The 24,343-nt window shown below is 69.1% G+C and carries 21 protein-coding genes and 1 pseudogene; 10 read left to right on the forward strand and 12 right to left on the reverse strand.

Annotated features, from left to right (window positions below; translation table 11 throughout):
• Positions 1-60 precede the first annotated feature (60 nt).
• Entirely contained in the window at positions 61-1,242 is a 1,182-nt protein-coding gene (locus BLR02_RS12360) for a pyridoxal phosphate-dependent aminotransferase (protein ID WP_090663412.1), read from the reverse strand.
• A gap of 5 nt (positions 1,243-1,247) precedes the next feature.
• Positions 1,248-2,753, reverse strand: coding sequence for a gamma-glutamyltransferase (locus BLR02_RS12365; RefSeq protein WP_090663413.1), 1,506 nt, complete (start codon positions 2,751-2,753; stop codon positions 1,248-1,250).
• 237 nt (positions 2,754-2,990) lie between these two features.
• On the opposite strand from BLR02_RS12365, the gene BLR02_RS12370 reads away from it, so the two are divergent.
• Positions 2,991-3,740 carry a DsbA family protein gene (locus BLR02_RS12370; protein ID WP_245704751.1) on the forward strand — a complete coding sequence of 250 codons (750 nt, stop codon included), beginning with the start codon at positions 2,991-2,993 and terminating at the stop codon, positions 3,738-3,740.
• 3 nt (positions 3,741-3,743) lie between these two features.
• Entirely contained in the window at positions 3,744-4,562 is an 819-nt protein-coding gene (locus BLR02_RS12375; protein ID WP_090663414.1) for an MBL fold metallo-hydrolase, read from the forward strand.
• A gap of 4 nt (positions 4,563-4,566) precedes the next feature.
• On the opposite strand, the gene BLR02_RS12380 is transcribed toward BLR02_RS12375, so the two are convergent.
• Complete coding sequence (locus tag BLR02_RS12380) at positions 4,567-6,105, reverse strand: M81 family metallopeptidase (protein WP_090663415.1); 1,539 nt, start codon at positions 6,103-6,105, stop codon at positions 4,567-4,569.
• Positions 6,106-6,172: 67 nt separating this feature from the next.
• Between BLR02_RS12380 and argE the strand changes: the two genes are divergently transcribed.
• Both argE and BLR02_RS12390 read left to right on the forward strand, forming a co-directional pair.
• Entirely contained in the window at positions 6,173-7,330 is a 1,158-nt protein-coding gene (argE, locus tag BLR02_RS12385) for an acetylornithine deacetylase (protein WP_245704752.1), read from the forward strand.
• 2 nt (positions 7,331-7,332) lie between these two features.
• Positions 7,333-8,346: a M14 family metallopeptidase gene (locus BLR02_RS12390; protein WP_090663417.1), complete on the forward strand. Its 1,014-nt coding sequence runs from the start codon at positions 7,333-7,335 to the stop codon at positions 8,344-8,346.
• Between the two features lie 45 nt (positions 8,347-8,391).
• Here BLR02_RS12390 and BLR02_RS12395 read toward each other — a convergent pair whose 3' ends face one another.
• Both BLR02_RS12395 and BLR02_RS12400 read right to left on the reverse strand, forming a co-directional pair.
• Positions 8,392-9,165 carry a competence/damage-inducible protein A gene (locus BLR02_RS12395; protein WP_090563899.1) on the reverse strand — a complete coding sequence of 258 codons (774 nt, stop codon included), beginning with the start codon at positions 9,163-9,165 and terminating at the stop codon, positions 8,392-8,394.
• Positions 9,166-9,275: 110 nt separating this feature from the next.
• A complete protein-coding gene (locus BLR02_RS12400) occupies positions 9,276-9,566 on the reverse strand; it encodes a hypothetical protein (protein WP_090563897.1) in 291 nt (96 codons plus the stop codon).
• A gap of 107 nt (positions 9,567-9,673) precedes the next feature.
• Between BLR02_RS12400 and BLR02_RS12405 the strand changes: the two genes are divergently transcribed.
• The 3 genes from BLR02_RS12405 to BLR02_RS12415 all read left to right on the forward strand — a co-directional run bounded on the left by BLR02_RS12405 (position 9,674) and on the right by BLR02_RS12415 (position 13,338).
• On the forward strand, positions 9,674-10,960 hold the full coding sequence (locus BLR02_RS12405; RefSeq protein WP_245704753.1) for a glycosyltransferase family 4 protein: 1,287 nt from the start codon (positions 9,674-9,676) through the stop codon (positions 10,958-10,960).
• 146 nt (positions 10,961-11,106) lie between these two features.
• A complete protein-coding gene (locus BLR02_RS12410) occupies positions 11,107-11,862 on the forward strand; it encodes a response regulator transcription factor (RefSeq protein ID WP_090663418.1) in 756 nt (251 codons plus the stop codon).
• A 60-nt stretch (positions 11,863-11,922) separates the two neighbouring features.
• Positions 11,923-13,338 carry a mannose-1-phosphate guanylyltransferase/mannose-6-phosphate isomerase gene (locus BLR02_RS12415; protein WP_090663419.1) on the forward strand — a complete coding sequence of 472 codons (1,416 nt, stop codon included), beginning with the start codon at positions 11,923-11,925 and terminating at the stop codon, positions 13,336-13,338.
• A 229-nt stretch (positions 13,339-13,567) separates the two neighbouring features.
• Here the strand turns inward: BLR02_RS12415 and BLR02_RS30855 are convergent, their stop codons facing one another.
• A complete protein-coding gene (locus BLR02_RS30855; protein WP_342670576.1) occupies positions 13,568-13,747 on the reverse strand; it encodes a transposase in 180 nt (59 codons plus the stop codon).
• Positions 13,748-13,787: 40 nt separating this feature from the next.
• Positions 13,788-14,276: pseudogene (locus BLR02_RS12425) on the reverse strand (integrase core domain-containing protein); the annotation flags it as partial.
• Between the two features lie 139 nt (positions 14,277-14,415).
• Between BLR02_RS12425 and BLR02_RS30985 the strand changes: the two are divergent.
• A complete protein-coding gene (locus BLR02_RS30985) occupies positions 14,416-14,835 on the forward strand; it encodes an acyltransferase family protein (RefSeq protein ID WP_090563889.1) in 420 nt (139 codons plus the stop codon).
• A gap of 244 nt (positions 14,836-15,079) precedes the next feature.
• Here the strand turns inward: BLR02_RS30985 and BLR02_RS12430 are convergent, their stop codons facing one another.
• Positions 15,080-17,746, reverse strand: a complete 2,667-nt coding sequence (locus BLR02_RS12430) for an MMPL family transporter (protein WP_342670577.1) — start codon at positions 17,744-17,746, stop codon at positions 15,080-15,082.
• 140 nt (positions 17,747-17,886) lie between these two features.
• Here BLR02_RS12430 and BLR02_RS12435 point away from each other — a divergent pair, with 140 nt between their 5' ends.
• Positions 17,887-18,477: a CDP-alcohol phosphatidyltransferase family protein gene (locus BLR02_RS12435; protein WP_090663421.1), complete on the forward strand. Its 591-nt coding sequence runs from the start codon at positions 17,887-17,889 to the stop codon at positions 18,475-18,477.
• A gap of 11 nt (positions 18,478-18,488) precedes the next feature.
• On the opposite strand, the gene BLR02_RS12440 is transcribed toward BLR02_RS12435, so the two are convergent.
• The 4 genes from BLR02_RS12440 to aepX are packed head-to-tail and all read right to left on the reverse strand — an operon-like array spanning position 18,489 to position 23,397.
• Positions 18,489-19,586, reverse strand: a complete 1,098-nt coding sequence (locus BLR02_RS12440; protein ID WP_090663422.1) for a 2-aminoethylphosphonate--pyruvate transaminase — start codon at positions 19,584-19,586, stop codon at positions 18,489-18,491.
• Positions 19,587-19,599: 13 nt separating this feature from the next.
• Positions 19,600-20,571: a lysylphosphatidylglycerol synthase domain-containing protein gene (locus BLR02_RS12445; protein WP_090663423.1), complete on the reverse strand. Its 972-nt coding sequence runs from the start codon at positions 20,569-20,571 to the stop codon at positions 19,600-19,602.
• Entirely contained in the window at positions 20,568-21,728 is a 1,161-nt protein-coding gene (gene aepY / locus BLR02_RS12450) for a phosphonopyruvate decarboxylase (RefSeq protein WP_090663424.1), read from the reverse strand. The genes BLR02_RS12445 and aepY overlap by 4 nt, the downstream gene beginning before the upstream one ends.
• Positions 21,729-21,738: 10 nt before the next feature.
• Complete coding sequence (gene aepX / locus BLR02_RS12455; RefSeq protein ID WP_245704755.1) at positions 21,739-23,397, reverse strand: phosphoenolpyruvate mutase; 1,659 nt, start codon at positions 23,395-23,397, stop codon at positions 21,739-21,741.
• 103 nt (positions 23,398-23,500) lie between these two features.
• On the opposite strand from aepX, the gene BLR02_RS12460 reads away from it, so the two are divergent.
• Positions 23,501-24,250 (forward strand): phosphocholine cytidylyltransferase family protein, encoded by a 750-nt coding sequence (locus BLR02_RS12460; protein WP_090563877.1) that lies wholly within the window; start codon positions 23,501-23,503, stop codon positions 24,248-24,250.
• Positions 24,251-24,343: the final 93 nt, after the last annotated feature.

Here is a 24,343-nt window from a genome sequence, read left to right on the forward strand (position 1 = left end):
CGGGGTTTGGCTTTTATCAGCCTATTGGTGATATTCCAGCATCAAAACTGCACGGTTCCGTTACCGCCCGAGGAAACGGGCGATACGGGACGGAGCCGCAGCCATGTCGGCCTCCGGTCCGCAGTAGGACAGGCGCAGGAAGCGATGGCCGCGCGCCGCGTCGAAATCGACGCCGGGCGTCGCGGCGATGCCGGCCTCCGCCAACAGCCGGCGGCAGAATTCCGGGCTGTCATTGGTCAGGTGGCCGATATCGGCCCAGAGGTAGAAGGCGCCATCCGCCGGCGAGAGGCGGTCGAGCCCCGCCGCCGGCAGCCCGGCCAGCAGCGCATCCCGGTTGCGGCGATAGCGGGCGATATTCGCCTCGAGCTCCGGCCGGCAGGCGAAGGCGGCCTCGGCAGCCACCTGCGCCACATGGGGCGCGTTGATGAAGAGGTTCTGCGCCAGGCACTCCACCGGCCGGACCAGATCCTCCGGCAGCACCAGCCAGCCGATGCGCCAGCCGGTCATCGAGAAGTATTTCGAGAAGCTGTTGACCACCACGGCGCTGGAGGAGTGGGCTGCGGCGCTCCGCTCCTCGACCGTGCCGTAGGTCAGGCCGTGATAGATCTCGTCCGAGATCAGCCGCACCCCCTCCGCCTCGCACCAGCGGGCGATGGCGATGAATTCCTCCGCCGGCAGCATGGTGCCGGCCGGGTTGCAGGGGCTGGCGAGGATGAGGCCGGCCGGGCGCGGGTCCAGCGCCTTCAGCATGGCCAGGGTCGGCTGCCAGCGCGTCGCGGCATCGCAAGGCAGGATCTGCGGGCGCATGCCGAGGGCGGTCAGGATGTTGACATAGGGCGGGTAGTAGGGCGCCGCCATGGCCACCGCATCGCCCGGGTCGAAGGCAGCGAGGAAGGCGAGCGGGAAGGCGCCGGAAGCGCCGACCGTCACCGCGATCCGCTCCGCCGGCACGGCGGCACCGTAGCGCTCGGCGTAATGGGCCGAGATCCGCTCGCGGAGGGAGCGCAGGCCGAAGGCCTCCGTGTAGCCCATCGGCGCCCCGGCCTCGAGAGCCGCCACCACCGCCTCGGCGGCGCCGCGCGGGGCACCGGTGCCGGGCTGGCCGACCTCCATCCGCAGGATGCCGAGCCCGTCGGCGAAAGCGCCGGGCGGCAGAACCGCGGCCCGGGCATTGGCCGCGGCAATGACATCCATCACCAGGAAGGGCGGCGCGGAGGCTCCGCGGCCGATCTTGAGGGCCATGGCGGCTACCGGTCGATGGCGCCCAGCGCCACGCCGGCGCCGCGCGGGTCGGAGAGGATGCTGCACCGGTTCGGATAGCCGGGCAGGTAGTCGGTGCAGGTGCCGAGCTGCGTCCGCGCCGGCTCCGGCGAGCCGGACTCGAGCGCGGCCAGCGGAGCGGTGGAGCGCAGCAATTGCAGCGCCGCCGGCCCGGCCACGCCGATCGGCGCCGCCTCCTGCCCGGAGGCGGCCGCCGCGAGGCGGAAGCTTTTGATGTTCGGGTTGTAGGCGAGGGCGGCGGAGAGCAGCGGCGGCCGCACCTGGCCGATATTCGCCGCCGGCGCCAGCAGGAAGCCGAAGCCCGGCACCACCCGCCCGGTCCCGAAGAGGTTGTTCATGGTGAAGGCGCAGCTCACCGCATGGCCCAGGCGGTCGAAGACCACCAGCCCGGCCGAGGCGCCAACCGGCCCCGGCTCCGCCGCCGGCAGGCTGGTCGAGGCAAGGATCGCCCGCGCATCGCCCGCCCCCTGCCGCCAGGCGGCGGCGGCGGCCAAGCCGCGGCGGGAGGCATCCGGCAGGCTGGCCCCACCCTGCAGGGCGGCGAAGGCCGCCGCCGCCGCCAGCCCGCCATCGGCCGGCGGTGGCAGGAAGGCAATGCGGTCCCCGTTGCGGGAGGGCAATTCGATCGGCGCCACGAGGTTGGGCAGGGCGGCGCGCAACTCATCGCCGGTCAGGTTGCCGCCGGCGGCGCGCGAGGCTTCCTCCAGCCGACGGGCGAAGCCGCCCTGGTGCATGTCGCCGACGCCGCCGACGCGGAGCTGGCCAAGGGTCCCGGCCAGCTCGGGCTGCGTCATCGTCTCGCCGGCGACCTTCGGCCTGCCATCCGGCCGGGCGAAGACCGCCCGGGCGCCCGGGTCGGCGAGGAGCGGGCCTGAGACGGCTGCCAGATCGGCGGCGAGGCCGCGGCTGACCTCCGTGCCGAAGCGGGCAAGCTGCTCGGCCGGGGCCATCAACTCCTCGAAGGGCCGGACCGGGTTGCGGGTATGGAGGCCGAAGAGGCCGCGGGCCAGCAGCGGCACGGCGGCCGGCCGGTCGGCGCCGGGCGGCACGGCGGCGCGGGTGCCGGGCAGGAACATCACCGCCTCGGTCGTGCCCTTGGCCGGGTCGAAGGAGAGGCAGGCCCCGCCGCCGCCGAGCCCGACGCGGGAGGGCAGCGTAACCGACATGGCGAAGCCCGCCGCCACCGCCGCATCCGTTGCCGAGCCACCGGCCGAGAGCACGTTGCGGGCGATCAGCGCCGCCGCCGGGTCCTCGGTCGCCACGCCGCCAAGGAAGCCGCGGACGAAGCCGGGCGCGCCGAGCGCCGGGCCGCCGCCGCCGATGATGGGCGAGAGCGCGCTGTTCACCGTCTCGCAGCCGGGCAGGAGGAGGGCGGCCGCCAGCATGAGGGAAGGCGTCAGGGCCGAGCGGCCCGGCCTGGAGGAGTCCGCCCGCTGGAAGACGCTGGCCCCGGTCTCGGCACTGCTTGTCATGCTGCTGTCCCTGGTCCCCTTCGAGGCGGCGCGGGGCCAGGGCCTGGCTCGAACCACACCGCAACCCCATGGTCCGTGCCGCCGGCACGGAGGCTGGCCTGATGCGCGTCACGCTGATCCCGGCGCGGGCCATAAACGCCTTCGTCACCAGCGGCAACCGGTGTTGATTTCGGCAGGGGCCTGCGTCGCCCCGCGCTTCGGTCTAACCTGCCGCGCAACGCGGAGGAGACCGCCCCGGTGAAACGAGTTCTCGCCCCCCTGCTGGCCGTCGCCTCGCTGACCATCGCCTTGCTGGCTGGGGCCGCAGCCATTGCCCAGGGCTTCACGCCTGAGCAGCGGCAGGAGATCATCGCCATCCTGCGCGAGGCCCTGGTGCGGGACCCGACGATCCTGCGCGAGGCCATGACCGCCGCAGAGCAGGCCGACCAGCGCGAGCGGGAGGGAGCGGTGCGCCAGGCCATCGCCAGCCAGGGCGACGCCCTGTTCCGCGACCCGGCCGACCCGGTGAAGGGCAACCCGCAGGGCGCCGTCACCATCGTCGAATTCTTCGATGCCCGCTGCGGCTACTGCAAGCAGATGCAGCCGGCCATGGAGCAGCTGCTGCGCCGCCAGCGCGATGTGCGGCTGGTGCTGAAGGACCTGCCCATCCTCGGCCCCAGCAGCGTGCTGGCCAGCCGCGCCCTGATCGCCGCCCAGCGCCAGGGCAAGTATGCCGAGCTGCACGATGCGCTGATGAAGCTGCGCGAGGAGCCCGCCGAGCCCGTCCTGCGCCGTGAGGCGGAGCGCGCGGGGCTCGACTGGGCCCGGCTGCGGCGCGACATGGACGACGCCGCCATCCAGGCCCGGCTCAACGGCAATATCCGCCTCGCCCAGGCGCTGCGGATCGAGGGCACCCCGGCGCTGGTGATCGGCCAGGCGCTGATGCCGGGCGCCGTCGACCTCGCCACGCTGGAGCGGATGGTGGCCGAGGCCCGGCGCGGAGGCTGAGCGATGCCGCACTATATCTGCACCGCCTGCACCATGCAGTTCGCCGAGAGCGAGGCGCCGCCGCCGCTCTGCCCGATCTGCGAGGATGAGCGGCAATTCGTCCCCGCCCGGGGCCAGGGCTGGACCACTCTGGAGGCCATCCGCGGCGGCCACAGCAATGCCTGGCGGCAGCTTGGGCCTGGCCTCCTCGCGCTGCAGACGGTCCCGGCGCTCGGCATCGGCCAGCGGGCGCTGCTGGTGCAAAGCCCGGCGGGCAACCTGCTCTGGGACTGCATCGCCCTGCTGGATCCGGCGACGGAGGCGATCATCCAGGCGCTCGGCGGCCTCGCCGGCATCGCCATCAGCCACCCGCACTACTACTCGACCATGGTGGAATGGGGCCGGGCCTTCGGCGTGCCGGTCTGGCTGCATGCCGCCGACCGCGCCCATGCCGCCCGGCCAGACCCCTGCCTCCGTTTTTGGGAGGGCGAGACGCATTCCCTGCTGCCGGAGGTTACGCTGCATCGGCTGGGCGGGCATTTTGCCGGGGGCACCATCGCCCATTGGTCGGCCGGGGCCGGCGGGCGGGGCGCGCTGCTCTCGGGCGACATCCTGCAGGTGATGCCGGACCGGCGGCATCTGGGCTTCATGCGCAGCTATCCCTGCCTGATCCCGCTGCCGCCCGCCGAGGTCCGCCGGATGGCGGCCGCCTGCGAGGGCCTCGCCTTCGACGCCATCTACGGTGCCTTTCACGAGCGGGAGATCGTCACCGGCGCCCGGACCGCGCTGGCCCGCTCGGCCGAGCGCTACTGCGCCTGGGTGGCGGGTATGGTGGAGCCCTGAGGCTTCAGCCCGGCTCCCGCCACTCCACCGCCTGATCGATCGGGTAGACCGGCCGCGGCAGCCTCGCCCAGGAGAAATTTCCCAGCACCGGGCTGGTCAGGCCAGGCACGTCCACCTCCAGGATCCGCGCATCGGGGAAGTGCTCGTCGAAGCCGGCGCGGAAATGGCCGCGGCTCTTCACCACGAGGCAGCGCAGGGCGGCGATGTCGATGCCGTGCATCTCGAGCATGCGCGGCTCCGCCAGCTGGCGCCGGAGCGAGGCGACCACGACGCGGAGGCCGGAGCCGGCGAGTTCCAGCAGTGCCGAGGGACCGAGGTCGAAGCGCCGCCCGGCGAGGATGCCGCGCCGGCCGATGTCCTGGCCATCGCGGAGCGCCAGCACCCGGGCCGGGGCGGCGAAGCGGTGGCTGAACTCGCTCTCGACGCGGTTGAAGACGGCCTCGAAGGCCGCGCCCTCGCCCCGCCCATGCGCCTCGGCGGCCAGGGCCGGATCGACCAGCACGCCGGCGACCACGCCCTCGGCCCCGGCCTCGTGCAGGGCACGGAGGAGGAAGGTGGTGCTGCCGCGGCCCCCGCCGCCGGGATTGTCGGCGACATCGGCCAGCAGCACGGGCGGCGCATCCCCGCGCCCGGCCTCGACCGCCCGCGCCACCGCCTCGGCCAAGGGGGTGAGCGCGCGGCGGTAGCGCGGGTGGTCGGCCCAGACCCGCCGCGCCAGCGCGCGCGCCGCGGCCTCGGCCGCCGCCGCGTCGCCGTCCCGCGCGGTGACGGTCACGGTCATCCCGCATTTCGGCAGGTCGGAGAAGACGAAGCCGGCCGCGACGGAGGCATTGGCGATGCGCCGGTCCGTCCGCATCAGCGCCTCGGCCGCCTGGATCGCCTCGGCATAGGGGCCGGCGGCGGTCAGCAGGGTGACGGAGGGCGGCGTCAGCGGCAGGCGGATGAAAGCCTTCGCCGTCCGCATCCCGGCCAGCATCTCGCGCAGCAGCTCGGCACTCTCGGCGGCGCGTTCCGCCATGTCGACATGCGGGTTGGTGCGGTAGACCACCAGCGCATCCACCGCCTCGACCAGACGCTCGCTCACATTGCAGTGAAGATCGTGGCTGCAGACGATGGGGGTGGCAGGCCCGACGACGCGCCGCACCAGCGACGCCAGCGTGCCGTCGCTGTCCTCGTCGCCGGTGGCGGAGGAGGCGCCGTGGCTGGCGATGTAGACACCGTCCAGCGGCAGGGCAGCGGCGAGCCCGCCCCTGATCTCGTCGAGGACATCGAGGAAGACCGCCTGCTCGATCGGCCCGCCCGGCGGCGCGGCGGCGATGAGCACGGGCACCGGCTGCCAGGGCCCGGCGGCATCCATCCGCCGGTAGAAGCCGCCGATCTCGCCCGGCAGATGGCTCGACTCGGCCCGTGCCAGGCCAGTGATCGCCGCGCCGCGTTCCAGGCATTGGCGGGTGAAATCCTCCCGGATGGTGGGCGGGGCGAAGGCATTTGCCTCCAGATGCAGCCCGAGCACCGCAATGCGTGGTCCCTTGCCTCGATCCATGCCACAGCCCCTCCCCGGATTGCCGGCTTCGCCACCCCGTATAGACTGCTGGATGGGAGACAATGGAATGGCGCAGCTCAGCGAGGCACTGGGGCTGCTCGACCGGCTGGTGGGGTTCGACACCACCAGCCGCAACAGCAATCTCGACCTGATCCGCGACGTGGAAGCGTGGCTGGCGGCGCATGGCGTGGCGAGCCGCGTCACGCTCGACGCGGAAGGCCGCAAGGCCAACCTGCACGCCATGGTCGGCCCGCGCGTCGCCGGCGGCGTGGCGCTCTCGGCGCATGTCGACTGCGTGCCGGTCGAGGGCCAGGACTGGCGGGCCGATCCGTTCCGCCTGCGCCGCGAGGCCGGTCGGCTGATCGGCCGCGGCGCCACCGACATGAAGGGCTTCGCCGCCTGCGCGGTGGCGATGATGCCGGAATTCGCCGCGATGGACCTCCAGCGCCCGGTGCATCTCTGGCTGACGCATGACGAGGAGACCAACGCCGCCGGCGCCTGGCGGCTGGTGACGGAATTCGAACCGGACCCGATGCCCGGCTTCTGCGTGGTCGGCGAGCCGACCGGCATGGCCCCGGTCATCGGCCACAAGGGCTATGCGAGCTGGGACGTGACGGTGACCGGCCTGTCCGGCCATTCCTCACGCACCACCGAGACCGCGAATGCGCTGCAGGCGGCGGCCGAGGGCGTGGCCTTCCTGGCGCGCCGGGCACGGCTCTTCGCCAGCGAGGGCCGCCGCGCGGCCGGCTTCGAGCCGCCTTTCACCACCGTCCATGTCGGCACCTTCCACGCCGGCAGCATCCTCAACATCGTGCCCGACCGCGCGGAGCTCACCTTCGAGGTGCGCAGCGTGCCGGGCGACGAGGCCGGGGCGGTGCTCGCGGAATTCATGGCCTTCATGGAGCAGGTCGCGTTGCCGCCCCTGCGCGCGGCGCATCCGGCGGCGGCGCTGCATGTCACGCCGCGCTCCGAGCTGCCGGCGCTCGACCTCGCGGAGGATGCTCCGCTCACCCTACTGGTGCAGCGCCTGACCGGGCGCAACAGCGCCGGGCGCGTCAGCTACGGGACGGAGGCAGGGGTTTACCAACGCGCGGGCATCCCCACCATCGTCTGTGGGCCCGGACATATCGCCCAGGCGCATCAGCCGGAGGAATGGGTGGCCGAGAGCGAGATCGAATCCTGCCTTGGCTTCCTGCGCCGCCTCGCGGGCACGCTGGCGGAGTAGGCATGGCGCGGTCCCAGCCTCCGTCGCAGCCATCCTCCCTCGGCAATTCCGGCGTGCTGCGCCTCGAGGTGCAGATCAGGGCGCCGGACATCCGCCCCTTCCTAGGCGGCAATGTGCTGCCTGGGGTCTGGAGCTTCTCCGCCGTGGCGCCCGGCCCGCATGTGGCCGTGGTCGCGCTGGTGCATGGCAATGAGATCGGCGGTGCCGTGGTGCTGGACCGCTGGCTGCGCGCCGGGTTGCGGCCGGCACGCGGCCGGCTCTCGCTTGTCTTCGCCAATCTCGATGCCTATGGCCGCTTCGATCCGGCGGACCCGACGGCCAGCCGCTTCATCGACGAGGACCTGAACCGGCTGTGGGATGAGGAGACGCTCGATGGCGGCCGCCGTTCCTGCGAGTTGCGCCGGGCGCGGGTGCTGCGGCCATTCTTCGACAGCGTCGATGTCCTGCTCGACCTGCATTCCATGCTCTGGCCCTCGGACCCGCTGATGCTGGTTGGCCAGTCCAGGCGGGCGGCCGGGCTGGCCCTGAGCCTTGGCGTGCCGTCGCTCGTCGTCGCCGATGAGGGGCATGAAAGCGGCAGGCGGTTGATCGACTACACGCGGTTTTCCGCGCCCGGCAGCCAGCGCAGCGCGATCCTGGTCGAGGCGGGTTCGCATTGGGAGGAGACGACGGTCGCCACGATGGAGGCGACCGGCGCCGCCCTGCTGCAGACGACCGGCGTGGTGGAGGCGGGCAACGCCATACTGCGCCCGGCGCCGCCGGGCCGTGCGGCGCCCCGCCTGGCCGAGGTGACGCGCACCATCGTCGCGCGCAGCCGCGGCTTCGCCTTCGTTCAGCCCTATCGCGGCGGCGATGTCGTGGCGCGGCGGAACACGCTCATCGCCCTCGACGGCGATGCGGAGGTCCGCTCGCCGCATGACGGCTGCCTCATGGTGATGCCGAGCCTGCGCACCATGCCGGGCCAGACGGCGGTGCGGCTGGCCCGCTTCGTCGGGCCGGGGCCGCAGGCCCGGTAGCCTCTCGGCCCCCGGTGCTCAGCCCCCGGTGCTCAGCCCCCGGTGTCAGCCCTCTGGTGCCGGCTCGCCTTCCCGCGCGGTGCCGTATTCGGCCAGCAGCGCGAACATCTCGCGCGCCGCGGCATCGACCTCCGCCGCCTCGGTCCCCTTGGCAACCAGCGCCACGCCGCCGCCCTTGCCGCGGTAATAGGGATAGCTGCCGAGATCGAGCGCCGGATGGCGCTGCTGGATGGCCGTCAGCCCCGCGGCGATCTGGCCTTCATAGACGTAGTCCGCATGCACGGTATGGGAGAGGATGGGGCGGCCGCGCTCCAGGCCCGGGGCCAGCGCCTCGAACATCGAGCGCATGATGCGCGGCACGCCGGCCATCACATGCACATTGCCCATGCTGAAGCCGGGCGCCGTCGTCTCGGCACAGCGGATCGGCACCGCGCCGCGTGGCAGCGTCGCCATGCGGAGGCGCGCCTCGTTGAACTCCACCGGCGGGTCGCGCCGGGCATAGTCGGCCGCCATGATGGCGCGGGTTTCCTCATGCACCTCCCAGGGCACGCCGAAAGCCTGGGCGATGCATTCGCTGGTGATGTCGTCATGCGTCGGCCCGATGCCACCGGTGGTGAAGACATGGGTGAAGCGTGCCCGGACCTCGTTCACCGTGCCGATGATGGTCTCCGGCACGTCGGGAATGACGCGCACCTCGCGCAGCGGGATGCCGAGCTCGCCGAGCCGGGTCGCCAGGAATTGCAGGTTGGCGTCGCGGGTCCGGCCAGAGAGGACCTCGTTGCCGATGATGAGCAGGCAGGCGGTGGGATTGTCGGTCATGGCGGCTCCGGCCCGTGATGTGGTTCCGGCAAGCCTAGAGCAAACTCACCTCAGGCGGGACATGGGCCGCGAGTGAGACAGGAAAGCGGCCGCATCGCCCCAGGCGGCCCTTAGGCGGTGGGGTGCGATGGGCCCCTGCCCTCGCCCAGGCGTAGCGTCACCGCCTGGCGCACGGCCGGGTGCCGCAGGCCGATGCGGCCTGGCGCGATGGCGGCCTGCCACCCGCTGGCCCGGGCATGCCGGATCAGCCGGGATGGCAGGACGATGACGCCGGCTGTGGCACGGCGGCTCGAGACCAGCACTTGGTCGGCCTCGAACTCCACGCGCCAGCCCTCGCGCTGGGCCAGGCGGAGCAGGGTGGAGAGGATGGACCAGTCGGTCCGGTCGCGGGCGGCTTCCATGCAGTCCCGTAATGCCGTGCCGGCGCCATCGTTGCCTGGCCCGCGCATTCGTGCAGTACGGCGCCGCGAGGCGGCGATGGCATTTGCCTCACCCAGGACGATCGGGCATGAGCGGCAACCACGACCCCGTGACTGCCGACAGGACCGACGAAGCCATGCGCGTGCTGTTCGTCCACCAGAATTTTCCGGCCCAGTATCGCCATGTGGCCCGCGCCCTGGCCCGGCGGCCGGGGATGCAGGTCATCGGCCTCGGCGAGAACCCCGGGGAGACGCTGCCGGGTGTGCAGCACCTCCGCTACAAGGCACCGCATCCGGGGGCGAAGGAGACGCATCGCTACGTCCGCCGGTTCGAAACCGCGGTCTATCGCGGCCAGCAGGCCGCCCGTGCGGCACTCACCCTGAAGGAGCGCGGCTTCACCCCGGACATCGTCTGCTGCCATCCCGGCTGGGGCGAGGGGCTGTTCCTGCGCGATGTCTGGCCGGACACCAAGCTGCTCTACTATTGGGAATTCTATTATCATTCCTCCGGCGCCGATGTCGGCTTCGACCCGCCGGGGCAGGTGTCGATGGATGATGCCTGCCGCGTCCGCATCCTGAATGCCAACCATCTGGTTTCGCTCCAGGTAGCCGATTGGGGCCAGACGCCGACCCAATGGCAGGCCAGCCGCTTCCCGGACTGGGCGCGGGAGCGCATCTCGGTCGTGCATGAGGGGATCGACACCCATGCGATCCGCCGGCGGCGGGACGTCACGATCACCCTGCCCGATGGCTGCCGGCTTACCGAGGGCGACGAGGTGGTGACCTTCGTCGCCCGCGGGCTCGAGCCCTATCGCGGCTTCCATGTCTTCATGCGGAGCCTGCCGGAGATCCTGGCCCGGCGGCCGGCGGCGCAGATCGTCATGGTCGGTGGGGAGGACCCGCATTACGGCAGCAAGCCGCGCGAGGGGACGAGCTGGAAGGCGCTGCTGCTGGAGGAGCTTGGGGAAAGGCTGGACCTGAGCCGAATCCATTTCACCGGCAAGGTGCCCCATGAGACGTTGCTCGGCCTGCTCAGCCTGTCCTCCGCCCATGTCTACCTGACCTATCCCTTCGTGCTGTCATGGTCGATGCTTGAGAGCATGTCGCTCGGCTGCCTCCTGATCGGCTCCGCCACCGCGCCGGTGCAGGAGGTGATCGAGCACGGGAAGAACGGGCTGCTGGTGGATTTCTTCTCCTCCGACCAGCTGGCGGAGACGGTGGTGCGGGCCCTGGCCGACCCGGCGGCCCATGCCCCGCTGCGGGAGGCTGCACGGCGTACGGCGGTCGAAAATTATGATCTGGACAGCGTTTGCCTGCCGCAGCACCTGGCGCTGATCGATGCGGTGGCAGCCGGTCGGCGCCCTGAGCGCCGCTGAGCGGCCGCACCAAGCCATATTTCACAACTTCGCGTGACAAGAGGGCGTTGGGTAACAGTTTGTTGAGGTGTTCGCTCCTATGATTTCTCAGGTGACAAGGGCGTGCTGCACCGCACACTATGGCTGCCGTAATCCTGGATTGAACAATGCAGGGCTTGCTGTCGGCAGACGGGCGCCGCAAGGGAACAGGCATGGAACAGCTTGGACTCGGCATTATAGAAGCCGATGCTGGTTTTGGCCGGAAACTGGCTAGTTTCTTTAACCAGAACGGCTTCCCGGTTGAATTGCACGACGATGCGAAGCCTCTGCTGGCAAGGCTGCCCAACCGCCCACCCAGCGTGATCCTGCTGGGGGAGGGCGACAAGCCAGCCAGCGCCCTGCAAACGCTTCGCCGCATTCGTGAGGTGTCCATCATCCCTTGCATCATGCTGGCCAGCCGCGGCGACGACCTGAGCGAGATTGTCGTCCTGGAGGCCGGTGCGGACGGCATAGTGGACCGCGACCTTCCGCCACGCGCCCTGCTGGCGCGGATCCGCGCGGTGCTCCGCCGCGGCGAATGGGGGGCGGTCCAGGCCGAACCGACCATCAGCGTTGATGGCTGGAGGCTGATTCCGCAGCGGCGGCAGCTGCTACGGCCCGATGGCTCGGAATGTGCCCTGACCACCGCCGAATACGACCTGATGTGCCTGCTGGTCGAGCACCGCGGCAAGCCGATCACCCGTGACGCGGTTGCCCGCGCCGTTTTCCGCCGGCCTTTCCGGGCCGAAGACCGGACCGTGGACAACCTCGTCCTCCGGCTGCGGCGGAAGCTCGGCCTGGCCCAGCAGGATTGCATCAAGACGGTCCGCGGCGCGGGCTATATGTTCGCCGGCTTCGCCGATTGCGGTCTTCGCGTTGCCTGATTTCGTCCCGATTTTAGCGATATTTCCGGTATAGGCCGCCACAAAATCACGGAGTTTCCCATGGCGATCGTGCCGGTCATCCTCTCGGGCGGGACGGGAACGCGCCTCTGGCCGCTATCCCGCGAAGCTTATCCCAAGCAGTTCTGGCCCCTGCTCGGCGTCGAGACCATGCTGCAGCAGACGGCGGGCCGCGCCGTCGGTGATGGCTTCACCGCCCCCGTGGTCGTCTGCAACGAGGCGCATCGCTTCCTGGTGGCCGAGCAGCTGCGCGAGGCCAGTGTTCACGGGGCCCGCATCCTGCTGGAGCCGGCCGGGCGGAACAGCGCCCCGGCCATTGCCGCCGCCGCCTTGTTGATCGCGGAGCAGGCACCCGACAACGTGCTGTGGCTCATGGCCGCCGATGCCGCCATCGCCGATGTGCCCGCCCTGCATGTGGCGCTCGAGAAGGCCTTGGTCGCGGCCCGCGCCGGCCGCATCGTCACCTTCGGCATGCGCCCGACCGCGCCGGAGACCGGCTATGGCTATATCGAAGCCGGCTCCGAATTGCCTGACGCCCCGGGCGTGATGCACCTCGACCGCTTCATCGAGAAGCCGGATGCGGCCAGGGCGGCCGATCTCCTCGCCGGCGGCCGGCATCTCTGGAACAGCGGCATGTTCGTCGCCACCGCCGCTACCTTGCTGGCCGAGCTCGAGCGCTTCGCGCCCGAGGTGGTCCGCAGCGTCATAACCGCCATGGCCGAGGCCAAGCGGGACCTCGACTTCGTCCGCCTCGGCGCCGCCGCCTTCAGCGCGGCGCCGGCCGTCTCGATCGATTACGCGGTAATGGAGAAGACGGGCCTCGCCGCCGTGGTCCCGGCCGATATCGGCTGGTCCGATCTCGGCTCCTGGGCTGCCCTGTGGGAGGCCGGCACCAAGGATGCGCGCGGCAATGTTGTCACCGGTCCGGTCTCCCTGGTCGATGCCGAAGGCTGCCTGGTGCGGTCGGAGGGCATCCTCACCGGCGTGATCGGCCTGAAGGATGTGGTGATCGTCACGACCGACGACGCGGTGCTCGCCATGCCGCGGGAGCGGGCACAGGATGTGAAGAAGCTCGTCGACGAGCTCCGCCGCACCAAGCGGCCGGAGGCGACCGAGCATCGCCGCGTCTACCGCCCCTGGGGCAGCTATGAGGGGCTGATCCAGGGCGACCGCTTCCAGGTGAAGCGCATCCAGGTCCGCCCGGGCCAGAAGCTGTCGCTGCAGAAGCACTTCCACCGGGCCGAGCACTGGGTGGTGGTGAACGGCACCGCCATCGTCCACCGCGACGGGGAGAACATCCTGCTGCGCGAGAACGAGAGCGTCTACCTGCCGCTCGGCTGCGTCCACCGGCTGGAGAATCCGGGGATGATCCCGCTGAACCTCATCGAGGTCCAGTCGGGGTCCTATCTCGGCGAGGACGACATCGTCCGCATCGAGGATACCTACGGGCGCTGCTGAGCATTCGGCTGCCCACCCTGTCGGCGTGATGTGCGTTTGCCCATAGGCTGTCCCTGTCTGGAAAACGCAATACTTTCAGCATGTTGTAGTGAATTTTAGAAATTGACGGCTTATGGGGAAAGGTAGTTGCCTCGCGCTTGAGCGGAATTTGCTTGGCGCGAAAGGCCACCCTAGCTGACGCCTTGGCACCTTCGGTCGACACCAAGGGCATCTTGCTCTGTCGTGAGGCTCATGCGGTAGCACCGAGGCGGACGAGGCATTGAAGGTTGTAGGTAAGCCCGCGCAGCAGCGCCTGGACGCGCTGCGCCGGATGCAGCTTGGCGGTAAGCGCTTCGCCATGGCGCCGCTTCACGACAGACATTAAGGTCTCCACCTTCCACCGCTGGTGGTAGACGGCGCGGTCGGTCAAGACGATTGACCAGCCCCCACGGAGCGGTCCGGGTGGATTTTTAGTGGAGAATGGCTGCGGCTTGGCCTGAGTTGGAGAAGGGTGGGCCGGTGGGGGACGGCGGACTTGATGTCAGGAGCACCACCGGCGCTGGCGGTCGGTAGCGCAGAGAGGAGTGCGGGCGGACGGTGTTGTAGTGCTGTCGCCACTGCTCGATCAGGACCTTGGCCTCGGAGAGGGAGTTGAACACCTCCGTGTTGAGCAGCTCATCCCGCAGCTTGCCGTTGAAGCTCTCGTTGTAGCCATTCTCCCACAGGCTTCCGGGTTCGATGAACGCCGTCTCCGCACCGACGCCGCTGATCCAGCTCTTCACGACCGTGGCTGCAAATTCGGGCCCGTTGTTCGAGCGAACATGGCCTGGGATGCCGCGCAGGATGAACAGGTCGGACAACAGGTCGATGGCGTCAGCTGCCCTGAGCTGGCGCCCAACCCGGATCGCCAGGCATTCGCGGGTGAACTCGTCGACGACGTTCAACATCCGGAACCGGCGCCGCGACTTTCCTGCTGCGCACTGCTGCAATCTCCGCCGGTGCGGCGGACAACAACGTCCTGCTGGGTCTCCAGTTGTACTCGACCTTGCCGGCCACCGCATACTCGCATTTGCTTTTGCGGCTGGCGCGGCTCTCGCCATGGAGGGACCCACAGACCCTCTGCTCGGCCCGAACCGCTGGGCGGCCTGGGCAGTCGTGATCGCCGCTACTGTGCCGGACTCTGATCTCGCCGTGGTTGTCGCGTCGGTGCTCCTGATCTTGCTAGCCCGCGGCGAGGGTGTTTTCCCGGCGCTGCTGCGACACCCCATACCACTCTGGCTTGGCCGCATGTCCTACAGCCTGTACCTGATCCATGTTCCGGTCATGTTGGCTGTCGCCCATGCCTTGCATGGCGCCATCGGCCCTTTGGCGATCACCGCACTCGGCGTCGTGCTCGCCTTTCCATTGGCCTGGGCCCTATATGTAGGCGCCGAGCGGCCAGCCTTGGCCTTAAGTCGACTTATCGGCACTTGCATTCGTCCGGCGACGGCCACCTCTCAGGCGGCTGTACGCAATTAGCACCACTCCTGAGCCATGTTGTGCCTCAGTGCCTGTCCACGAAGTTCATGAGCGGAACAAGCGCTTGGCCGTGAGCTTGATCATGGCCAGGCGGATCAGGGCGGCCGACATTGACCATACACTTTGCCCCATCTTTGTCCGGTTGCTTCAGTAAGCGGGTAGCGCGACTTGGCTGCCCGGGGGTGGTGGGCACCGTGGCTGCACAGTCCACCCGGCGCCAGCATGAGCCAAGGCAACTACGCCATCAGAGGGCCCTGTCACTTCTCAGCACCAGCGCTCCACCCGCAGGCAGTTGCGCCAGCAGAGCCGGCCGGAACAGCAGGGTAACCGCCAGCTCCCACCCCAAAGCGATCATTAGCAGCCGGCCCATGCTTGCGGTCCCTGGATGGCTTGAGATCCAGAGCGCGCCGAAAGCGGTCGCGGTCGTCAAAGCGCTGAATACGACCGCGCGCATCAAGCTCGCATGCACCAGCTCATTCTCTCCGGCACGCCAGGCTGAAACGAAATAGATGTTGAACGCGACGCCCATGCCGAGAAGCAGTGGGAGGGCAATGATGTTGGCGAAGTTCAGGGGCTCGTCCAGGAGGACACATGAGCCAAGAGTGAGCAGGCCACTCAGCAGCATTGGCAGCATGGCCAACACGACATCGGTAGCGCGCCTCAACGCGACCCCAAGCAGGACGGCGATGGAGAGTGCGGACAGAGCGGAAGCCTGCAAGAAGGCGAGCACAATGCTGTCACCCGCCTCGCGGATAATAATCGGTGTGCCAGTGGCGGCAGGTGCGATGGACTGAACGGCCTCCGAGAAGCGCCGCAAATGAGCATTGTCGTCAGTTTTGCCGCGCGGAAAGACCAGAATGCGCGCGCGGCCATCCGACGTTATCCAGTCCGCAACCAAATTCGGAGGCAGCATCTCCCGGCTTACAGGTCCCGCCCGTAGCAGGCTGGCTACTTGCTGCAGCAACACCGTAAGTGGTTCAGTGACTGCGGCTTCTGCGGCTGCGCGGACGCTCGCTGGACCACCAGCAAGCTGGTCGAGCGCCGCGGCCAGGCGGCCCGCCTCAGCGGATGCGGGCTGGTCAGGCGCATCTGTCACATCCCGGAGATCCCGGGCCGTCTTTCGCAGCTGTTGGACCAACTCAGCATCTGAGGGCGCAGGCGGCCGCAAACCAGGCTCGAGCGTTGGCCCCAGCAGCATGGCTGCATCCTCAACGAGAACGAGCTTCTCCGTCTGCTCCGAGGGTATGAAGCTGCTGAGCGTCATGGCGCGCGACACCTCTTGCAGCGCGCCGGTGCGCCGGGCCAGCGCATCGGCTTCGGCCAGCGATGGTGCGAGGATGTCAATGGTGTTCGGTGTGCGGTCCGGATCAGCGAGCAGATCGGCCAGCGTCGCCATGGACTCAGCCTGCGGGTTCCGTAGGTGCAGCGGATCAAAGTCGAAGCGCAGCCACGGCAGTAGCGCGACCGATGCAATCGCCGCCAGCCCGCCAGCCCGCAGGACCCATGCCCGGTGCCGGCGCACTGCCGCCTCAGCTGGCTCAAGGAGGCTCGACCCAGGTGCCGCGCCGCGGTCCGCCTTCGGCCGCAGCAGGACCAGCAGCGCCGGCAGGACCGTGAGGCTCATGACGAAAGCAATGCCCATGCCGAGGCCAGCGATAGCGCCAAGTTCGGAGACACCGACATAGCTGGTGGGCAGGAAGGCAAAGAAGCCGGCCGCGACGGCCGCTGCGGCGAGCGCGAGCGAGCCGCCGAGACCAGCGCCGGCAGCGGCTAGCGCCTGCTCCATTTGGGGATGCGCTCGGCGCTCGGCCTGGCTGCGGACAGCGACCTGGATTGCGAAGTCGATGCCGAGCCCGACGAAGAGCGGGATGAAGGCGACCGAGATCAGGTTGAAGCGCCCAATGACGAGAAGGCCGAGGCCGGTGGTGAGCACCAGCCCAAGCAGAGTGGTTGCCAGGATGGCGAACACGTATCGAGTCGAGCGAACCGCCAGCCATAGGATACCGAGCAGCGCGAGCAGCATGGCGGTTGTCATCGGCACCGCATCCTGCGCGAGCGTAGCGAACTCCTCGTCGGCCAAGGGGACCGCGCCGGTGAGGCGTACCGTGACGCCCCGCGTTGGCTGCAGCCCCAGTTCCTGCGCGGCGGCCCGGATGGCAGCGCTGACCGCGGCGCCGGGCTCCAGCGCCCCGAAATCCAGCACCGGTTGGACCAAAACGAAGCGCCGGGCATCTCCGGGCTTTGAAGGTTCGCCAGCCATCAGCCGGCGCCAGGAAAAATGGGCTGGCCTTCCCTCGGCCGCGGCCTCGAATGCCCCGGCCAGGGCGGTCATCACGGGCCGTATCTCGCCGAGATTGGCGTCGCCGCGCCGTATGCCCTCCAGCATGGTCGAGACAGTCGTGAGCACGCCCCGTAGCCCTGGATCGGCAGCAAGCGGGCCGAGAAAAGCCTGCGCCGCGATCAACCGCTCCAGCACCGCCTGCACCTCCGGCAATGGCAGCAGCAGCAGGCCGTAACGCTCAAAGAATGGGCCACCTTCCGGTAGCCAGGCTCGGCGCACGTGGCGCGGCTCCACTTGCAACCGCGCTGCCAGCATGGCCGCTGCGGCCTCGGCTTGCTCCGGGGTTGCCGCGTCGATCACCACGAGGATGGAATCGGTGTACTGCGGGAAGGCCAGGCTGAAGGCCGCCCGCTGCCGCCGCCAGTCGAGGTCCGGGGAAATCAGCTCCGTCGTGTCGGCGGTCATGGCGAAGTTGCGCGTGGTGTGCAGCAACGCGGCCGCGCCGAGCGCGAGGGCGAGCAGTAGGACCAACCAGGGCCTTCGGCAGCTCGCTGCGACCACGCGGCCGGCAAGCGGTATGCCGCCCGTCACGTGTACGGTCCCCGAACTGCCTGCCCGGAGCCACAGCACGGGTCGTCACCCACAGTGCCGGGCGCACCGTGCCGGGTCGCCGTCAGCGTGCTAATCACCTTTCCAGGCATGCAAAAATCGGCACAGTGGCCGGCGGCCGGGGCAGCGCTTCGGTACGGATCTAGCGCAGAGGACAGAAGTTGAGCGCCAACACCGTGATTCACCGGATCGTCCGCCCGGCAGTGAGGGTCATTGCCCCCACGGGTGTGACGCCGAACCACGTCACCACGTTGCGGCTCGTCACCGGCACGGCGGCGGCGGTGGCCTTCGCAATAGGCGGGGTGCTCTGGCCGGCCATTGGCGGCGGCATCTTCGTCCTGTCCATGCTGCTGGACCGGGCCGACGGCGAGCTCGCACGGCAGACCGGCCAGTCCAGCCCTGGCGGGTATTGGTACGACATCATCAGTGACTGTGCCTCCAATGTCATGGCAATGATCGGTATCGGAATCGGCCTTCACGATGTGCTCGGCGTCTGGGGGCCGGTGCTTGGCATCGTCGCCGGGGCAGGAATCGGTGCCTTGTTCTGGCAGCTTTTCGGCTTGAGCCTGGCGCAGCCGCGCGGTTGGGAGTTCTCGCCTGGCCTCATCCTCGATCCGGATGATGCGCTGATCCTGGTGCCCATCTTTGTCTGGACCGGTACGGCGGTCCCGATGATCGTCGCCGCCGCAGTCGTCACCCCGTTGGCCGCCCTCTGGCTCGGGCTGCAGGGTTGGCGGGCGAAACGCGCGTAGCAGGGACGCGCTCAGGCCAATGCCATCTCGCCCAGGACTGTCTCCACCGCCCCCAGAAGCCGCTCGATGTCGCTGCGGCTGATCGCGCCGATGCAGCCAATACGGAAGGTCTCTGCCTGGGTCAGCTTGCCCGGATAGATCAGGAAGCCGCGGGCGGCGAGCGCGTCGTAGAAGGCGTCGAAGGCAAGCGGCCGTGCCTCCGGCATCCGGAAGGTGGCGATGATGGGCGCCTGCAAGGCTTGGTCCAGGTACAGCTCGAAGCCGAGGCGGCGCATACCGGCGAGCAGGGTGCGGCAATTCTCGCCATAACGCGCAAGGCGGGCCGCCGGGCCGCCCTCCGCCTCCAGCAGCCGCAGGGCCTCCACCAGCGCAGCCACGACCTGAACCGGCGGGGTGAAGCGCCATTGCCCATCCTTCTCCAGCCCGCGCCATTGCGCATGGAGATCCAGGCTGACGGAGGGGCTGACCCCTTCCGAGGCAGCCAGCATGGCCCGCTCGATCAGGGCGAAGCCGATGCCTGGCACCCCTTCCAGGCATTTGTTCGATGAGGCCATGACGGCCGCAACCGGCAGGATCTGGAGATCAATCCCGATGGCGCCGAAGCTGCTCATTGCATCGAGCAGGAGGCAGCGCCCTGCGTTCGCAACCACGGCCGCGATCTCGGCGAGAGGGTTGAGCAAGCCGGTTGTCGTCTCGCAGTGCACCAGCGCGACATGGCTCAGGCCAGGATCAGCTTTGAGCGTCTCGGCTACGCGCCAGGGCTCGACCGGCCGATTCTCCGGCCAGCGTAGAACCTCGACCTCGCGGCCCATGCGGCGCGCGATGGCAGCAATGCGTTCGCCATAGGCGCCGTTAGCCAGCACCAGCAGCCGGTCCGTAGGCCGTATCAGGGTAGCTAGGGTCGCCTCGACAATGAAGGTGCCGGAGCCCTGGAGCGGCACACAGGTATGCGTGGCCTCGCCCTGTGCTACGCCGAGCAGACGCGCCCGCAACTCGGTCGTCAGGCCGATAAAGGCCGGGTCGCGAGAGCCCCAGTCGCGCAGCATGGCGCGGCGGGTCTCGATCCGGGTGGTGAGGGGGCCGGGCGTCAGCAGGATCGGATCGGTCATGGGCCTTGTATCCTTACCGCGGTCGCGGATCCGTCAGGGTACGATGTGGGACGGCAGCCGCGTCCCAGCGCCAGGCGATGATGCCGGGCAGGCCGAGTAAGATATCGCGGATGCGGCGGATTAGCGCGAAGGCGAGTGCCTGCTCGGGTGGGATGCCAAACAATCCGCAGGCCAGGACAAAGCCGCCCTCCTGCACCCCGATCGCACCGGGCACCATGAAACCCAGGCTACGCGCGAGCTGGCCGAGGCTCTCGATCACCACTGCCTCGGCGAGCCCGGCCTCAATTCCGAGGAGCCGCAGCGCCGCCCAGGTTTCGAGGACTCCAAACAGCCAGGAGGCGAGATGCGCGGCCCCGCTAATCCAAAGCCGGCGCGGTGCGCCGTAGAGGCGAACCACCGCCTCATGCAGCCCGGTGGCGGCAGCTTGCCCCTGGCGGGCCAGCCTCGGCAGCAGCCGCTCCACAAGTCGAAACAAACCCCAACGTTGTGCCGCCAGGAAGCTGCCCGCCATGGCGCCTAGCACGGCACATGCGGCCACCGCCCATCCGACGGGGCCCCGATGGGGCACGTACCACAGCACTGTCAGCCCGATCGCCGAGAAGGCGACTTGCGCAGCCATTTCGGCGGCGAGATCGACCGCCACGCTGGCGGTTGCCGTTACACCCCTGACGCCGCGACGAACCAGGAGCTGGGCCCGGACCACGTCACCACCGACCTGCGCCACCGGCAGCAGGGCATTCACCGCGTCCCTGATCCAACGCAGACGGAACAGCACCGGCCAAGGCGGGCGCGCCGCATCCTCAATCAGCGGCGCCCAACCGAAGGCCGAGGCCAGGATCTGCGGCAGTCGCAAGGCGACGACCGCGAGAATTCCCCAGGACATGCCGGCAAGGAGGCGGAGGATCTCCGCCAGATCATTGGCAGCCAGCAACGCGGCCAGAACCGCTGTTCCAACCAGCAGAGTGACCAGGGCGGACCAGTTCACGCCCCGGAGGTCTCGCCCCGGCGCGCGGCGAGAAAGGCGCGGAAGCGCTGCGCCACCTCGGGCGGCGTTACGGTGGGGCGCCCGAGCTTCGTCATGGAGCCGGGCGCGATGCGCAGGTGGATCAGCGTCGGCCCAGGCTCGGCCACGGCATTGCGGAGGGCCGCCTCAAACCCCTCGAGGCTCGCGCAGGAGGCCGCCTGGGAATAGCCGCAGGCAAGTGCCACTCCGGCGAAGTCCACCCCGGGCGAGACGGTGGGCTGCCCGCCGGTGGAGTCGTGTACGCCATTGTCGAGCAGGATATGCACCAGGTTTCGCGGGGCCTGCGCCCCGATGGTGGCGAAGGTGCCGAGCTTCATCAGCGCCGCGCCGTCCCCGTCCAGCACAAAGACCGGCACGGCGCTGTTCAGCGCGACGCCGAGCGCCATGCCGCTCGCCCCGCCCATGGAGCCGACCTGGTAGAGATGCTGCGGCCGGTCGGCGAGGGTGAAGAGCTCCCGGCCGCATTTGCCGGTGGTGGCGATCACCGCGGCCTCCTCAGGCACGAGTTGCAGGAAGCGTTCCAGCGCGGCCGCGCGGCTTGGCCGCGCTCCGCCGGCTGGGAAGTCTGCCCGCCGTCCCGGTGCCGGCAGCCCGCGCTCCGCCACGCTGAGTTCCGTCTCCGCGACATCGCCCTTCCGCATGACGAAGGCGTAGGGGAGACCCGATGCGTCCATGCTGCCGACCGCTGCCGCGAGCGCCGGCGCGACTGCCTCGGGCGCCGCCGGGAAGGGGGCCTGCGGCACGCCGATGACCGATAGCAGATCCTGTGTGATGCGGCCCATCACCGCATGCTGCGGTTCGTCCGGGATGCCGGGTTCGCCGCGCCAGGTGGTGAGCAGCAGGGTTGGAATGCGGAAGGGTTCGTTCAGTGAGGTGAGGGGGTTCACCGCATTGCCGAGGCCGGAGTTCTGGCACATCACGACGGTGCGGCGGCCGGCCAGCCAGGCACCGGCCGCAATTGCCACCGCCTCGCCTTCGCTGGCCGCACCGATATAGGCAAGGCCGGGCGCGGAAAGGGCACCGTTGATGAGCGGCGTGAGGAAGCTGCAGGGCACGCCGGTGTAGAAGTCGAAGCCGGCGCGCTCCGCTTCGGCGAAGAAATCGGTGGCGGTGATCATGAGCGGGACGCTAGCCCAGGTTGCGCGCCTCGGCGAGATCGCCGAGCGTGTCGATGTCGAGCCAGTGGCCCGCGAAGTAGAGCACCTGCACCGGATGACGCGCCGCCATTCGCGTCAGCAGCAGCGGCAGGTCGGCGGCTTCGAGCAGGCCCTCGGCCTCCATGGCCGTCATCTCCTCCCGCAGCCAGCCCGCGCCGCGGGCGCTGACGCGGAAGAGGCCCATCCACTCGCCACAGCTATCCGCGGGCGCGATATCGGTGGCGATACGCCGGAGATGCGCCGGCGTATCGTCCAGGTAATCGCCGGAGAAGGGGCGATCGGCCACCACCAGGTCCCGCGCGGTGCCGGAAGGCCGCCGTGTGGCCCCGAGGCTGTCCACCGCGAGCGCGACGTCTGCCTCGCTCCTCAGCAAGCCATCGAGGATATGGCGGCGGAACAGCACGTCGCCATAGGTGATGACCGTCTCGCCCCGGATCGCCTCTCGCGCGCAGGCGAGGGACCACAGCTCGCCCGTCTCGGCATGGCGATCGTTATCCACCATACGCACGCCATCCAGCCGCACCGCCTCCTTGCGGTAGCCGCGCACCACGGTGACATCGCGGACGCCGCTTTCGCGTAGCGTATGCACAAGGTTGCCAAGTAGAGGCCGGCCGCGGACGTCCAGCATGCATTTCGGGCGGTCGACGGTGAGCGTGCCGAGATCGCCGCCAGAGGCGGCGAGCACCACCGCGGTAGCACTCGGCCGCGCCGGCAGGTATTGGCGCTCTGCCTGCTCGAGCTCGGCATTGCCAACCAGGCGGAATACCTCCTGCACCGAGGCAACCTGCCCTTCGACCCGCATCAGCGACTCATCCTCGGCAATTCGCGCCGCGGTTTCGCGCATGGCGACCAGCGCCGAGCGCAGCAAGTGGTTAGCCCAGATCACGGTCGAAATGCCGGCCTCACGGTACACTGCTGTCGGCGTCGCGTAATACATGGTCGGCACGATCACCAGCGGCGCGCGGTTGCCCCAGGCGCGGGTGAAGGCGAGGATCTCCTCAGCGGTCGAACGCTTGGAGTGGATCAGAATCGCATCGGCGCCGGCCTGGTGATAGGCCTCTGCCCGTCGGAGTGCCTCCGCCATGCCAAGGCCGGAAATCAATGCCTCGACCCGGGCGATCAGAACAAAGTCGTCGTCAACTTGGCTGTCCTTCCCGGCTTTGATGCGGCCACAGAACTCCTCGATATCGGCTAGCGCCTGCCCCTCGCCGATGAAGGAATTGGTTTTCGGGAAGAGCTTGTCCTCAATGCACACGCCCGCCAGACCACGCTCGCCCAGCTTGCGCACGAACCGGCGGACATTGTTGAAATTGCCATGGCCGGTGTCGCCATCCACAAGGATCGGCAGGCGGGTTGCATCTGCCATGTACTCCAGCTGGTCCAGCACCTGCGTCCAGGACGCCTCGTTGCTGTCGCGCAGCCCGAGCGCCGCGGAGGTGGTCAGGCCGGAGGCCCAGACGCCGCGAAACCCGGCTTCTTCGACGATCTTCGCGGACAGGCCATCATGCGCCTCCATGAGAAAGGAAATCTCGGACGACATGATCTCACGCCGCAACGCCGCAAAGCGCGTCATGCCCGCGTGCGAAGTGGAAACCTTCTTGCTCATGCCGAATGGCGTGACTTCCTTCAAACTTCAAACTCCTCACTTGTCGGGTGTTTACATGGCCTAGGCATGAACTGAAACACGCGTAATGTAGCTGTCACGACATAGCCAGAGTTGGGAGAGCAGAGCGTTGCAGGATCAGCAGGCCACCTTCGCAATCATCCTTGCCGCCGGCGTTGGGCGGCGCCTTGGGCGCGATGGCCATCCACCTAAGGTGATGCTCGAATTCGGCGGACGTACGCTCTTGAAGCGGCATCTGGACGCTTTGGAAGCAGCTGGCATCAGAGAAGCAAGCATTACAGTCGGCTACCAGCGGGAAATGATCGAGGAAGAGGTGAAGCGACACGGCTGGCACGACCGAGTCAGCTTTGTGCACAATCCTCGCTATCGTGAGGGCAGCTTGGTATCGCTTTACGCGCAATCCGCTCGGCTGCGCGCGGGACACTCGTTGCTCCTTCTGGACGGTGATGTGCTGTACGACCCTCGCATGATCGACCGGTTGGTTCGGGCGCCGGGCGAGAACCTCCTCCTTGCGGATCGCGAGATTGAACCAGGCGATGAGCCGGTGAAAATCTGCTTCCAGGATGGTAGGATTGTGGACTTCCGCAAGCAGCCCGAGCGTGCTCACGACTGGCATGGTGAATCCGTCGGCTTCTTCCGCTTTTCCGCAGCCATGGCGGCCGCTCTGGCCGACCGCTGTGCTGACTACGTCGCGCGCGGGCAGACAGGTCTGGAGTACGAGGAGGCGATCCGTGATCTGATTCTCGCCCAGCCTGACCGCTTCAGCGCGCAGGATATCAGCGACCTTCCGTGGATCGAGGTCGACTTCGCCGCCGACGTCCTGCGTGCGCGCGAACACGTTCTTCCGCAGCTGCAATAAGACGAGTCTCCTGGAACGGCGCTGCAACAGTCCCGGCGCCAGCGTCTGCGTGGCGCACGACGCTGACTGCGAGCCGAGCCGGCCCCTTGTCAT

Origin of the sequence: Belnapia rosea (assembly GCF_900101615.1) — a bacterium.
Lineage (GTDB): Bacteria > Pseudomonadota > Alphaproteobacteria > Acetobacterales > Acetobacteraceae > Belnapia > Belnapia rosea.